The sequence below is a fragment of the Aedoeadaptatus nemausensis genome (genome assembly GCF_903819165.1).
GTDB classification, from domain to species: domain Bacteria; phylum Bacillota; class Clostridia; order Tissierellales; family Peptoniphilaceae; genus Aedoeadaptatus; species Aedoeadaptatus nemausensis.
In genome coordinates this window covers 385,226-400,119 of sequence record NZ_CAIJCS010000014.1, presented here as the reverse complement: position 1 = coordinate 400,119, position 14,894 = coordinate 385,226, and the positions used below count along the sequence as shown (strand labels likewise).

The window sequence follows — 14,894 nt, the reverse complement described above, 5'->3', positions numbered from 1 at the left end:
TGGAAGGTTCCTTATTTCCATAGGAGACAAAATGAAGAAAAAACATATCGCCATCATTGTGGCCCTTTTGATCGTTACAAATCTTGTATCGGCGACCCTTGCCGTTCAGTATGTAACGGGCGATGCAAAGGAAGCGGCGGCCACGAAAACCCTCGAATATTTCTTAAAGAAAAATTACCTTCGTTCGAAAGATATTACGGATGAAGACTTTAAAATCGGTCGCCGCAAGGGCACGGTGGAGGCTCTTGACGATCCTTACAGCCAATATTTTACCCCCGAGGAATACAAGCGCTTTGTAGAATCCACTACCGGTGAATTTTTCGGCATCGGCGTGCAGATCGGCGCCGTATCCGATTCGAAACTTATAACGGTAATCGCCCCCATCAAGGGAAGTCCGGCGGAAAAGGCCGGGATCGAATCGGGGGATAAGATCGTCTCCGTCGACGGGGAAGAGTATACCATCGAGGAGATGGAAGAGGCCGTTAAGCACATTAAAGGCGACAAGGGTACGAAGGTTACCTTGGGCATTATGAAAAAAGACGGCGGCGAGGTAAAAGATGTGGAAGTGGTACGGGATGAGATCCATATGGAATCTGTCGTCACGGGTACCATCGGCGATATCGCCTACATCGGCCTTACCCAATTTGAAGACGACACAGTAGAGGAATTTGAAAAAGCGTTAAACGATGCGAAGGACAAAAAGGGATTAATTTTAGATCTTCGGGGCAATCCCGGAGGCATTTTAGAAGCGGCGGTAGGCGTAAGCGATCTGCTCCTTCCGGATGCTGACATTGTAAGCGCCAAGGATAATAAGGGGAAAGAAGTGTTCCATTACACCTCCGACGAGGAGGGATGGACGAAACCTGTAGTGGTTTTAATCAACAGAGGCAGCGCCTCGGCGTCGGAAATCGTCGCCGGCGCTATAAAAGACAATAAGCGTGGCGAACTTATCGGCGAAAAGACCTATGGAAAAGGTGTAGTGCAAACCCTCGTGCCCTTGCCCGGCGGAGGCGGTATTAAGCTTACTACCAGTGAATATTTCACGCCGTCGGGGGTAAGTATACATGAGAAAGGGATCGAGCCTACGATTCCGGTCGAGCTGCCCGAGAATATTAAGGGCATCGGTTTAGAATATCAAAATCAAGATACACAACTGAAAAAAGCAGTTGAAGTCATAGAAAAGAGCGATCGTTAAGATCGCTCTTTTCGTGCAGGAGGCAGTATGGATTTTAAAATACATTCGGATTATAAGCCTACGGGCGATCAACCTAAAGCCATCGACGCCTTGGCGGAGGGCATTCGCTCGGGCATGCATCATCAAACTCTTCTAGGCGTAACGGGAAGCGGAAAGACTTTCACCATGGCTAATCTCATCGAGAAGGTACAGAAACCGACCCTGGTCATCGCCCACAACAAGACGCTGGCATATCAATTGGCGTCGGAATTTCGCGAATTTTTTCCGGAAAATGCCGTGGAATACTTCGTGTCCTATTACGATTATTATCAACCGGAAGCCTATGTTCCGGGGACGGACACCTTTATTGCAAAAGACGCGAGCATTAACGACGAAATCGACAAGCTTCGCCACTCCGCCACCATGGCGCTTTTTGAGCGGAGGGATGTCATTATCGTGGCGTCTGTTAGTTGTATTTACGGCTTAGGGGACCCCATCGATTACAAAAACCTCGTGGTCAGTTTGCGTCCAGGCATGGTTTGGGATCGCAACGAGCTTATGAGCAAGCTTGTGGACATTCAATACGTGCGAAACGACATCGACTTTTCTCGAGGAACCTTCCGCGTGCGGGGAGATGTGCTTGAGATTTTTCCGGCGGGGAATTCCGAGAAGACCATTCGCGTGGAATTTTTCGGCGACGAAATCGATCAAATCGCGGAAGTGGACGCCGTTACCGGCAGAGTAGAAAGTTACAGAAACCACGTTTCTATTTTTCCGGCCTCTCACTTCGCGACGAAGCCGGAGAAGGTGGAGCGCGGGGTAAAGGCCATTCGCGAGGAGCTTGAGGAACGTCTCTTTACATTGCGAGATCAGGAAAAATTATTGGAAGCTCAGCGTTTGGAGCAGCGCACCAATTACGATGTGGAGATGCTCGAGGAAATGGGCTTTTGCTCCGGCATTGAAAACTACACGCAGCCTTTAAGTGGTAGACCGAGAGGAAGCAGACCCTATACTCTAATCGACTATTTTCCCGAAGATTTTATGACGATCATCGACGAATCCCACGCTACGGTGCCCCAAATTCGCGGCATGTTCAACGGGGACAGGGCGCGGAAACAGACTCTCGTAGACTACGGCTTCCGCTTACCCTCCGCTCTCGACAATCGTCCTCTGCGTTTCGAGGAATTTGAAGGACTTCAAAATCAAGTCGTTTACGTATCGGCGACTCCGGGCCCTTACGAAGATGAACACGAAGAGCAGCGAGTGGAACAGATTATTCGCCCTACGGGACTGGTAGACCCGAAGATTACCGTGGTGCCGACGAAAAATCAGATCGACCATTTAACCGAGCAGATCAACGGCGTAAAAGAAAAGGGAATGCGTACTTTGGTGACTACGCTGACGAAGCGTATGGCGGAAGACTTAACGAAGTATTTCAAAGACATCGGATACAAAGTGGCCTATCTTCACTCCGACGTCCAGACCATCGAGCGCATGGAAATTATTCGAGATCTTCGCTTGGGGAAATACGATGTTCTCGTAGGTATCAACCTTCTGCGAGAAGGTCTGGATATTCCCGAAGTGGGCCTTGTGGCAATTCTAGATGCGGATAAAGAAGGTTTTCTCCGCTCGGAGACATCCCTTATACAAACGGCAGGGCGCGCCGCCCGAAATGCGGAGGGCTACGTCATCATGTATGCCGACACCATTACGGGATCCATGCAGCGGACTATCGACGAAACCGAGCGCCGACGAAGAATTCAAATGGCCTACAATAAAGAGCATAATATTACGCCGAAATCCATCATTAAAGGCATTCGCGACGTCATCGAAAACACGGTGGCCGCCGAGGAAGAGACAGAGTTCGGAGAGGAATTTTCCACCGACGAAATCGTCGCCATGTTACAAAATCTGGAGACGGAAATGTTCAAATCGGCGGAGAAATTGGACTTCGAGCGAGCCGCCAATATTCGCGATCAGATAACGGAATTAAAAGAGCAATATAAAATTAAAGACTAGAAAGGAACCGGATGAATCAAACATTAGAACACGCTATTCATATTCACGGTGCCCGTCAACATAATTTAAAAAACCTAGACGTGTATATTCCGAGAAATAAAATGACCGTCATCACCGGTCTTTCGGGATCGGGCAAGAGTTCCCTGGCCTTCGACACGATTTATGCCGAAGGGCAGCGACGCTATGTAGAGAGTCTATCGTCCTATGCCCGACAGTTTTTAGGACAAATGGACAAGCCCGACGTGGACTACATCGAGGGTATGAGTCCGGCCATCGCCATCGATCAAAAGACCACGTCGAAGAACCCCCGGTCCACTGTGGGGACGGTGACTGAAGTTTACGATTATATTCGCCTGCTTTACGCTCGCGTGGCCAAGCCCTATTGTCCCGTATGCGGACGTCAAATCGAAGCCTATGCGGAAGATCAGATCGTGGACAAAATTCTCGAAATGGAGGAAGGCACCCGCTTCCAACTCTTGGCGCCGGTGGTGCGTCAACGGAAGGGGCAGCATAAAAAACTTCTGGAACGCATCCGCAAAGAAGGCTATTTGCGCATGATCATCGACGGAGAAATGCGCCATGCCGACGGAGAGATCGAGCTGGATAAAAACAAAGTTCACGATATTCTGATCGTCGTGGATCGGATCATCATTCGCGAGGGCATCGAGACCCGTTTGACGGACAGTATCGAGACCGCATTAGAAATTTCAGGCTCCACAGTGATCGTGGATACATTGGACGGCGAATATAAGCTTTATTCTACGAGCTATGCCTGTCCGGAACACGATATATCCATCGAGCCCGCCACGCCTCGCTCCTTCTCCTTCAACACGCCCATGGGCGCCTGTCCTACCTGCAAGGGGCTGGGAAGCAGTCGCCGTGCGGATCCCGATCTCATCATTCCCAATAAGGAACTTTCCATCGACGAGGGCGCCATTTCCTGTTACGGCACCTCTGACGGAACCTATTATAAGGAAATCATCAATCAAATCGCGGCCCGTCACGACTTTTCCACGAAAGAGCCCATAAAAAATGCGCCGAAAGATATGATCGACGAGCTCATGAACGGAACGAAGAAGCCGCTGAAGTTCACCTTTCAATCTCATTTTAGAGGCAAGAAAGAATATAACGGTCATTTCGAAGGAATTTTGGAGAATCTGAATCGTCGCTATACGGAAAGCGCCAGCGATCGCACCATGGAACGGATCGAGCCCTTCATGGCGGATATTCCATGCCCTGAATGTCACGGCGCCCGATTAAAAATGGAATCTCTCGTATTTAAACTGGGCGGGAAGAATATTTATGAATCCACTCAATTGGCCGTGCGTGATGCCATCGATTTCTTCGACGGGCTGGAGCTCAGCGAAATGGATCAAAACATCGCACGCCAGATCTTAAAAGAAATTCACGAACGACTATCTTTCTTAATTCAAGTAGGCCTCGGCTATCTGACACTGGCGCGCATGGCGGGAACCCTTTCCGGCGGCGAGGCCCAGCGCATTCGCTTGGCCACGCAAATCGGAAGCGCCCTCGTCGGGGTAACCTATGTGTTGGACGAGCCTTCCATCGGACTCCATCAAAAAGACAATGCCATGCTTTTAAAATCCCTCCGAAATTTGACGGAAATCGGCAATACCCTTATCGTCGTAGAACACGACGAAGAGACCATGCGGGAAGCAGATGAAATTTTAGACATCGGGCCCGGCGCCGGCGTTCACGGCGGTCACATCGTCGCCCAAGGACCTTATGATGACATTATAAAAATTGAAGACTCCATTACGGGGCAGTATCTTTCCGGGAAAAAGAAAATCGAGGTTCCCGAAGAGCGTCGTCCTTATTCAGGGGATTCCCTCGTCATAAAGGGAGCGGCGCAAAACAATTTGAAAGATGTGGATGTCGAATTTCCCCTACGACAATTTATTTGCGTTACCGGCGTATCGGGATCGGGGAAAAGCTCTCTCGTAAACGAAATACTGAAAAAGGCTGTGGAGCAGAAGGTAAACCGCAGCAAAGTTCGCCCGGGGAAATACAAATCCATCGAGGGACTCGAGCATGTGGACAAGATCGTTTCCATCGATCAAAGCCCTATCGGCCGCACACCCCGCTCCAACCCGGCGACCTACACCGGCACTTTCGATTTAATTCGCGACGTGTTCGCCCAAACCAACGAAGCGAAGATCAGAGGCTACGAAAAAGGCCGCTTCTCTTTCAATGTAAAGGGCGGACGTTGCGAAGCCTGTAAGGGGGACGGGATTTTAAAGGTAGAGATGCACTTTCTTCCCGACGTCTACGTTCCCTGCGAAGTGTGTAACGGCAAGCGCTATAACCGGGAGACCCTTCAGGTAAAATTTAAGGGTAAAAACATTTCCGATGTTCTGGATATGACAGTGGATCAGGCGGCGGAATTTTTCGAGAACCATCCGCGGATCTTGAGAAAAATTACCACCCTACAACACGTGGGCCTCGGCTATATTAAGCTCGGTCAGCCCTCCACTCAACTTTCCGGCGGAGAGGCTCAGCGGATCAAACTGGCCACAGAACTCTCAAAGCGGGGCACCGGGAACACGCTCTATATTTTAGATGAACCTACAACGGGACTTCATACGGAAGACATTCGAAAACTTATTCACGTCCTTCAGGAGCTCGTTGATCGCGAAAATACCGTCGTCGTCATCGAACACAATCTGGATGTTATCAAGGTAGCGGATCATATTATCGACTTAGGTCCCGACGGTGGTGACGGCGGAGGTACCATCGTCGCCGCCGGTCGACCTGAAGAAGTGGCGAAGGTAAAGGGGAGCTATACGGGAGATTATTTGAAGGATATCTTAAAGGTATAGAGAAACGGCGTTTCTCATTTTCCCTCTCATTTTCTTGTAGATTTTAGTACGGTATAGTATAATTCAAAAAAGCCAAAAATAAGAGAGAGGAGGACTTCAACTTGAATACCATAACATTCAGCCGCCGTCGGATAACCGAGGCTACAGACATAAAAAGTCTCGGCGCCGACATCATGAGACAAAGATAAGAATCAGATCGTTTGCGTATTCAAGTTGAGGAGGAATAAAATAAAATGAAAAAATGGACAATCGTAAGTTTAATCGTCGCCGTATTCGCCTTCGCCCTCGTCGGTTGCGGCGGAAATCAGGAAGCCAATAACGGCGGTAATGCCGAGGCTGGCATCAACGGCAACAAATCGGATTTCGTAGCGGAAGAAGTTACGGCAGATCAAGCAACTATCGATGCTGCAACACAAGAAATCAAGGACAAGGGCAAACTCGTCCTCGCAACCTCTGCCGACTATCCGCCCTATGAATGGCACTTAATGAAAGACGGAAAAGATGAAATCGTCGGTTTCGACATCGAAATCGCAAAGGCCCTCGCCGACTCTTTAGGCGTGGAACTTGAAATCAAAGACTTGGATTTCGACGGTATCATCCCGAGTATTACCTCCGGCCAAGCGGACATCGGTATTGCCGGTATATCGGCAACCCCCGAACGTTTAAACGCCGTCAATATGACCTCTCCCTACTACGAAAATGAACAAGTGATCATTGTTCCCAAAGATAAGGCGGAAAGCTATAAAACCATGGAAGATTTTGCCGGCCTCACCGTAGGCGCTCAAACGGGCTCCATGCAAGAAGCGACCGTTCAAGAAAACTTTCCCAAAGATGTTAACCTTAAGAGCCTTCCGAAGTTAAACAATCTGGTACTTGAAGTTAAAAATGGCACTGCCGATGCCCTCGTTATCTCCAAGAGTGCAGGACAACAATACGCCAAACAATTCCCCGAACTCGTCGCCCTTGAAGTTGGAATTCCCGATGAACCGGGTGTTTGTGTGGCACTTAAAAAAGGAAACGACGGCTTAACCGCTTATATCGATCAAGAACTTAAAAAAATGATCGAAGAAGGTAAAGTGGACGAGTGGATCGCACAGTACGAAAAACTGAACGATGAAACTGCAGGTGCTGAAGACGCCCAATAATTTTCACTGTCAATAAGAAAAACTGTTTCCTCGGGAAACAGTTTTTTCAATCGAGGAGGAGTTATGAACTTATTGAAATCTTGGTTCGCCTTTTTAGGAAAGTGGGGACCAATGTATGCCGAAGGCACGCTGGTAACCTTAAAGGTTTCCTTCTTCGGCGTGCTTATCGGTTTTGCCTTGGGGATTATCGTCGCCCTCATGCGCAATTCAAAAATTAAGCCCCTGGAAATACTATCTAAAATCTACGTACAGGTTCTTCGGGGCACGCCATTGCTCGTGCAAGTGACCATTGCCTATTACGGCTTCGCCACCGTGGTGCCCGATCAGTTTAATTACTTAAAACAGCCCCTTATACTGTCAATGATTGCCGTGTGCATGAACTCTTCGGCCTATGTGTCGGAAATCATTCGCGGCGGTATTAACGCCGTCGACCGTGGGCAGAGCGAAGCGGCGGCATCGTTGGGCATGAAGAAGAGCCAAATCATGCGCCACATCATTCTGCCCCAGGCCATCAAAACCGTATTGCCCGCCCTCGGGAATGAATTTGTCACCTTGATCAAAGAGTCGGCCATTCTTTCCGTCGTCGGCGTCGGCGATATTATGTACCAAGCGAAAGTTGCAGGCGGGGCGACCTATCTGCCCTTTATGCCCTATATAACATCGGCATTGATTTATCTGGTTCTCGTAACCGTGCTTTCTAAAGTTGTCGATACATTCGAAAGGAGGATGGCGACCGGTGATACTCATTAATAATCTTACAAAAAGCTTCGGAGACAATCACGTTTTAAAAGGTATTTCTACGGAAATCAAAGACGGAGAAGTTGCTGTCGTCATCGGCCCCTCAGGCTCAGGGAAATCTACCTTCTTACGTTGCTTAAACCGCTTAGAAGAAGCGGACGGCGGCGAAATTATTTTCGAAGGTGTGGATATCAATAAAAAAGACACGAATATAGAAAAAGTGCGGGAAGATATGGGCATGGTATTCCAATCCTTTAATCTTTTCCCCCATAAAACCGTCTTGGAAAACATCACCATGGCTCCCATCCTCGTCAAAGGAGAGGACAAGAGCCAGGCGGAAGCTCGGGCTGTGAAACTTTTAGAACGAGTGGGCCTTGCCGACAAAAAAGACGCCTATCCCAATCAACTTTCCGGAGGCCAAAAACAACGGATCGCCATTGTGCGCGCCCTGGCCATGAACCCCTCGGTGATGCTCTTCGACGAACCTACATCCGCCCTCGACCCGGAAATGGTCGGCGAAGTACTGGACGTTATGCAACAACTCGCCAAAGAGGGAATGACCATGGTGGTCGTTACCCACGAAATGGGTTTTGCGAGAGAAGTGGGCGACCGCATCCTCTTCCTCGATGAGGGACTCCTCGTAGAAGAGGGAACCCCCGATGAAGTATTCAACCATCCGAAAGAAGAGCGAACACAATCGTTCCTCAATAAAGTATTATAGACACTATCAAACCACGAGAATAGACTCGTGGTTTTTTATTGTAAAAAATTGAGAGGAATAAAAAGTAGTCATTATAAATAAGAAGAAAAGAGGAAAAATTCGATTTTTATTTCGTGAAATTTCGGTGAAAGCAGTTTGTGAGAAATCAGAAAATTCAATCGAGAGTATACAAGAATAATATATACAGATTGCTGAAAATGACGATGAATATTATTCGCTGCGATCGAAGAAATAAATATATAGGGAAAAAATAATACTTTTTCTTATAATAGTGGGAATCGTAATCAGATAAATAGAAATAAAGTGTGTGCTCAATGGAAAAAGTATGAAAAAAGTGTGAAACGGCGGAAGGATGACAAGGAAATATAGGCTCCTTTAAAATAAAAACATGAAGGAGGACTTATGAAAACACATAATAAAGTAAATCAGACACTGGCTTTGGCCTTGAGCATTGCGACCCTATCTTCATCTTTTTCAGGGACCATGGCATATGCCCAAGGGGAAAAGCCGGAAAATGGAACTGTACAGAGCCAAGCGCAAGAAATGAGAATATATTTCCAAAAACCACCTGTTATCGGCGATACGAAACTACACGTAAACACGAAGAAATTAAAGGATGACAAAAACCTTGTGATCGGTGACAGGCTGCAAATGAAGCTCATAACCGGCGGTGAAACTTATAAAAAAATCCTGGTGGATTCTGTAAAAGAAGAACACATTAAAGAAGATTATATTACCGAGCAAGTAATGGGTTCGGGCGGTCGGCCACTGATTCCATATAGAGAATTCAGTGCCGGGGACAGAATAGAACTTTATGTCGTAAAAGGTAATCGAGAAACACAAGTCGGTAATCTTACGGTTAAGGGTGAAAAAAGCCTGGAGCCTATTGTGGAACAAACAAAAGATAAGATTATGATGTCGCCTAAAATGACGGGATCTATAAAAATGTTCCTCCATACGAAGAAAGATAATACATGGAAGATCTTTGACTTTGAAATAGACAAAAAGGATGCAGCCGGTGTTATTTCTTATGATTTTCCTATGGAAAAATTGAGAGAAAAGTATGGTGCAAGTGCAGGTGATGAGTTTGTCGTCGTCCATCAAGAATCGGGCAAAGGAAAAACCATTAGCAAGAAAATGGTTCTTAAAGATACCTACGAAGAACCGAGTGTAGAATTTAAAGAGCGTAAAAATGCGAAAGACAGGGCGGGTTATACTATATCTTTGCCCGACAATTCGAATCTCGATCCGACCGCGATCCATAAACATTTACCGAAACTAAAGGTCGTAAAAGGAAATGAGGCTAAAACTTTTACGCTAAATAAAACATCCATGCCCGGGGAGCTTCAACCGGTAAAGGAAGGTGTATTTTATGCCGTGCCGAAGAATACGCCGAACAACACGAAATTTGAATTTTCCCAAGAAGGGGAGAACTTTAATTCCTCTAAGCCTGTTACCATGACCTATCAAGTGGATATGTCGAAAGCGACGCCGCTTTACGATGAATTAAAAAGCTATCCGGCGGAAGAACAAGAAAAATTTAACAACATACTTCCTACTATAAAAAGTAACTTAGAAAAGCAAGATAGAACACAGGAACAAGTTGACAATGCGGCACAAGCACTGGAATCGATCATTCTTCCGAAGCTGCGAGACTCTCTGGGACCCAAACGACAAGAAGCTAATAAAGCCATCGAAGATTTAAAACATCTCGATAGAAATAAGAAGACGGCTTATCAAGCTAAAGTTACAGGCGCAAAATCAGAACAGGAAATTAACGGTATTGTAGAACAGGCAAAAGCTGAGAATAAACAAGTGGAAGATGATAAGAATCTTAAGCAAGTGAAGGCTGAAGCCGGAGAAAAAATTAATAAGCTGACTGATCTCACAGAGGGTGAGAGAAAAGGCTTTATCGATGAAGTCGAGCGTGCCGATTCAGCTCATGATGTAGAAACCATTTACCAAAAAGCTCAAGATAAGAGCATAGAAAATCAAAAAGCAAAGGCTCAAGAAGCTGAAGAAGCGGCGAAGGTGCTCGAAGAGCAGAGAAAAGTTGCACTCACACAGATTAAAGCGCTACCGGGCTTAACAGACGAGCAGTTCGCTCAAGCTGAAAAAGAGCTACAAGCTGCAGCCGACAAGACGAAAATTGACGAGATCGTCAATAATTACAAAATGTTAAGTGAAGCTGCTATGAAGAGGAAAGATCTCGACGATGCCAAGCAAGAGTATATAAGCAAGTTGGAGACTCTTAGTTTATTAAGCGCCAATGACAAAGAGCGGTTTACGAAAGAGATTCAAGAAGCCGATACTCTCGATCGCGTAAAAGAATCATTTGATGGTGCGGTTCAGTTTAATTTAAGTAAAGCCCAAGCCGCTGCACTTGATAAAGTTACAGAATTCAAAAATTTAAGCGAGAGTGAAATTAACTGGGCGATAAACGAAATTAAGGCGACAAAAGAGATCGCCCAGATCGAACCTATTGTAGAAAAATACAAAAAACTCGATCAAGAAAAAGTAAAGGCAAAAACAGAACTTGAAACTGCGCGCAAAGATGCGATCGCCGTTGTAAAACAACTTTCTCACTTGACGCCGGAGGAGATGGCGAGATTTGAAGGGCGAATTAACGGAGCCGGAAGTGCTAATGAAATTAAAGATATTCGGGAAGAGGCAGTTCGTAAAAATGAAGAGAATTTAGCTGAAAAGAACAAGGCGCAAACCTTAGAAGCGGCAAAAAAAGAGCTGGAAGCACTCATTCAGGAAGCAAAGGCTATTAAACTCTCCAAAGATTCAAAACTGAAAGAGAAATTCGAGAACACCTTAGAAACAGCTGAAGAGGCACTTAAAGGGCATTCATTTGATGCTATGAATGCAGCGACTCAAGATCTGAAAAGGCTTATGGAAGATGTGAAGAAAGAGCAAGAGCAAGCTCCGACACCGAAAGATCCGAATCAACCGAGCCCCTCGGAACCGGCTCCCAGCCCGAAGGATCCGAATCCCTCGAATCCTGTGCCGACACCGAAGGATCCGAAGAAGCCGACACCTGCTCCCAATAATCCGAAGCAACCGAACCCCTCAAGACCGAAACCGTCGATAGAGTCCAAACGGAAGGAAAAGCCCGGCCAAAGAAGCGGATGGATCAATTTAACATTCGAAAGAAAAACACCGCCAAAAGGATCGACAGAACAGAGAGAAAGTAATCGTAAATCGACACAAAACTATATAGATATTGAAAATCACTGGGCAAAAGAAGCCATTAATTACAGCTTGGAGCATAAACTTTTCGACGATATTGCCATGGGCAATCGGTTTGAACCGAATAAACCCATGACACGAGCCGAATTTATTACCGTTCTCGGTAGATTCGAAGGAGCAAATGAATTCCCCGCCAATATCAGCTTCCAAGACATCGATATGAACGCATATTATGCGAAATACGTCAATTGGGCAAAAGCAAAAGGCCTTATTTACGGTATGGATGCCACAAATTTCGCACCGAACAAGACGATTTCGAGAGAAGAAATGGCGACCATTCTGTACCGCTACAAGCAGATGAAGAAGATAAACTTCGACGGTCAGGCCAAACAATTTAAAGACGAAGATAAAATTCCCAAGTGGGCGAGAGAAGCTGTAAAAGAGCTTTCCAAATCCAATATCATTAACGGTATGGAAGATGGAACTTTCCAAGGCAAGAAGCAACTTTCGAGAGCTGAAATCGCTCAGATCGTCTTTAATATCAATAAAATCAGATAAATATTTACTCCCGGACACGCCGGGAGTTTTTAAGAACCTTTTTATCTGAATCTAATTTGAAAGTGTTGAAAATAAAAAAGCCTCAAGCTTCGGATATTGTAAACCGAAGCTTGGGGCTTTTAATTGTTTGGATTTTATTGATTAAATAATTCTTCCGCATAACGCACCGACGCCATGGCGTCTTTGCAGTAGCGGTCGGCTTTTATTTCATCAGCGTATTCTTTTGTGAGCACGGCGCCGCCTACCATAATCTTTGTATCGGGAGATTGTTCGTGAATGAGCCGGATGGTGGCCTCCATAAAGGGCACCGTCGTCGTCATGAGGGCGGAAAGGCCTACGAGTTTAACATCGTGCTCTAATACATTTTCCGCCACCGTATCCGGTCGAACATCTTTCCCGAGGTCGATTATATCGAAGCCGTAGTTTTCCAGGAGCGCCTTCACAATGTTTTTGCCGATATCGTGAATATCTCCCTTTACCGTGGCGACGATAATGCGTCCCTTGTTTTCCGCGGCAGTCCCCATCTCATCCATTCGCTTGCGAATAATGGTGAAAGCCGCGGCGGCCGCATCGGCAGCTCGCAATAGTTGGGGAAGGAAGAGTGTCTTCGCTTCAAATTCTCTCCCCACTTTATCCAGAGAGGGGACGAGGTAATCGTTAATAATTTCGATGGGCTCCCTTTCTTCGAGAAGGCGTGCGGTAAGATCCTTTGCTTCTTTAGAAAGGCCTTTTTCGATGGCGTAGGAAAGATCGTGTTCTCCATCGCCTGCCTTTATTTCCGATTCTTCCTCGGCAAATGCTTCTATAAAATCATTAAAATCCGGATCCTGCTCGAGGAGTGCCATGGAAGACCTATAGGCTTTCTGCATGGCCGGGGAGGACGGGTTTACGATGCCCGCGCTGAGCCCTTCGGCAAGACACATGGCGTAGAAGTGGCCGTTAATAGCGTCGCGATTCGGGAGGCCGAAGGAAATATTGGAGACGCCGAGAGTGGAGCGTAAGCCACGGGCTTTTAAGCGTCTCAAGGTTTCGAGGACCACTGTAGCCCCGTCTTTTTGGCTGGAGATGGTCATGGCCAGGGGATCGAAGAGAAAATGCTCCTCACTTAGCCCATAGCGAGCCCCTTCTTTTAGAATAGCATCCACGATTTCCATTCGTTTTTCTACGGTCTTCGGGATGCCCTCGTCGTCGAGTAATAATGCGACACAAAGGGCGCCGTATTTTTGAGCGATGGGGAAAATGGCGTCCATTACCTCCCGCTTCCCGCTGACGGAATTTAGGAGAGGTCTGCCGTTATAAATGCGGGCGGCTTTTTCCATGGCACCTACATTGGTGGTGTCGATTTGAAGGGGAAGGGAAGTAACGCCCTGTAATTCCCGAATGAGATCGGGAAGGACCCCTTCCTCGTTCAGTCCGGGTACGCCTACATTGACGTCGAGAATATGGGCGCCGTCTTCTTCCTCTTCCAAGGCGATGGCGAGAACGGCGGAAGTATGGTGATCTTTAAGGGCTTGCTGTAAGTATTTTTTCCCCGTAGGGTTCAGTCGCTCTCCGATCATGCAGGGTTTAGCACCTATATCCACAATATGGGTGTAGGAAGAAGCCGCCGTGCGCAAGTGACCGCGAGGTGGCGTGACAGGTGTATTTTTTGTCCGTTCCACGGTTTTTTCGATATAAGAGGGGAAGGTGCCGCAGCAGCCGCCTATGATCTGCACGCCCATCTCGGCAAACTCCATCATATAATCGGCGTAGGTGTCGTCGTCGATATCGTAAAAAGTTTCGCCGCCGCGAACCACGGGAAGGCCGGCGTTGGGGTTTGCAATAAGGGGAATGGTGGCGACTTCGGCGAGTTCTTTCATTAAGGGCAAGGTTTCCACCGGGCCGAAGCTGCAATTCATGCCCATGGCGTCGGCCCCCAGAGAAGTGACGAGCTCCGCAAAGGCATCGATGGAAGAGCCTGTGAGCATGCGACCGTCTTCTTGAAATGCTCCTGTTACGAAGAGGGGAAGGTCGGCATGTTCCTTACATGCAAGCATGGCCGCCTTGATTTCGTAAGTATCGGACATGGTTTCGATGGTGATGAGATCGCAGCCGGCGTCCCTTCCGGCGATGACGATTTCTTTAAAGCAATCGTAGGCTTCTTCAAAAGCCAAATCGCCGAGGGGCGCCAAAATTTTGCCGAGAGGGCCGATATCCAGGGACACATAGCCGTGGCCTTCGAGCTCGACGGCGCGCTTGGCATTTTTTACGGCGGCGGCAACGACCTCCTCGACGGTAATCTTTTCATCTTTAAACTTTAAAGCGTTGGCACCGAAGGTATTAGTAAGGATAATATCCGCTCCCGATTGTAAGTAAGCGCGGTGCATGTCCACAATAAGTTCCGGGGAGCTGAGGTTTAAGAGTTCCGGAATATCGCCTGCTGCGAGCCCTCTATCTTGCAAATAAGTGCCGCAGCTGCCGTCGAAATAAAGACGTTTTGATTTTAATTCTTCGCGTAATGTCAT

At 47.2% G+C, this 14,894-nt stretch carries 8 protein-coding genes; 7 read left to right on the top strand and 1 reads right to left on the bottom strand.

Going from position 1 to position 14,894, the window contains the following annotated elements:
• The first annotated feature begins 31 nt into the window (after positions 1–31).
• From PEPTYR26121_RS03205 to PEPTYR26121_RS03175, 7 genes are all read left to right on the top strand, one after another.
• Entirely contained in the window at positions 32–1,195 is a 1,164-nt protein-coding gene (locus tag PEPTYR26121_RS03205; RefSeq protein WP_180499136.1) for a S41 family peptidase, read from the top strand.
• A gap of 27 nt (positions 1,196–1,222) precedes the next feature.
• Positions 1,223–3,193 carry an excinuclease ABC subunit UvrB gene (gene uvrB / locus PEPTYR26121_RS03200; protein ID WP_180499134.1) on the top strand — a complete coding sequence of 657 codons (1,971 nt, stop codon included), beginning with the start codon at positions 1,223–1,225 and terminating at the stop codon, positions 3,191–3,193.
• Between the two features lie 11 nt (positions 3,194–3,204).
• A complete protein-coding gene (gene uvrA / locus PEPTYR26121_RS03195; protein WP_180499131.1) occupies positions 3,205–6,033 on the top strand; it encodes an excinuclease ABC subunit UvrA in 2,829 nt (942 codons plus the stop codon).
• A gap of 233 nt (positions 6,034–6,266) precedes the next feature.
• Positions 6,267–7,178: a transporter substrate-binding domain-containing protein gene (locus PEPTYR26121_RS03190; RefSeq protein ID WP_180499130.1), complete on the top strand. Its 912-nt coding sequence runs from the start codon at positions 6,267–6,269 to the stop codon at positions 7,176–7,178.
• A gap of 63 nt (positions 7,179–7,241) precedes the next feature.
• Positions 7,242–7,928: an amino acid ABC transporter permease gene (locus PEPTYR26121_RS03185; RefSeq protein ID WP_180499128.1), complete on the top strand. Its 687-nt coding sequence runs from the start codon at positions 7,242–7,244 to the stop codon at positions 7,926–7,928.
• The gene (locus PEPTYR26121_RS03180) at positions 7,915–8,637 is read left to right on the top strand and encodes an amino acid ABC transporter ATP-binding protein (RefSeq protein ID WP_180499126.1); all 723 of its coding nucleotides are present in this window, start codon (positions 7,915–7,917) and stop codon (positions 8,635–8,637) included. The genes PEPTYR26121_RS03185 and PEPTYR26121_RS03180 overlap by 14 nt, the downstream gene beginning before the upstream one ends.
• A gap of 402 nt (positions 8,638–9,039) precedes the next feature.
• Complete coding sequence (locus PEPTYR26121_RS03175) at positions 9,040–12,390, top strand: S-layer homology domain-containing protein (RefSeq protein ID WP_180499124.1); 3,351 nt, start codon at positions 9,040–9,042, stop codon at positions 12,388–12,390.
• Positions 12,391–12,524: 134 nt separating this feature from the next.
• Here the strand turns inward: PEPTYR26121_RS03175 and PEPTYR26121_RS03170 are convergent, their stop codons facing one another.
• The gene (locus tag PEPTYR26121_RS03170; protein ID WP_180499122.1) at positions 12,525–14,894 is read right to left on the bottom strand and encodes a homocysteine S-methyltransferase family protein; all 2,370 of its coding nucleotides are present in this window, start codon (positions 14,892–14,894) and stop codon (positions 12,525–12,527) included.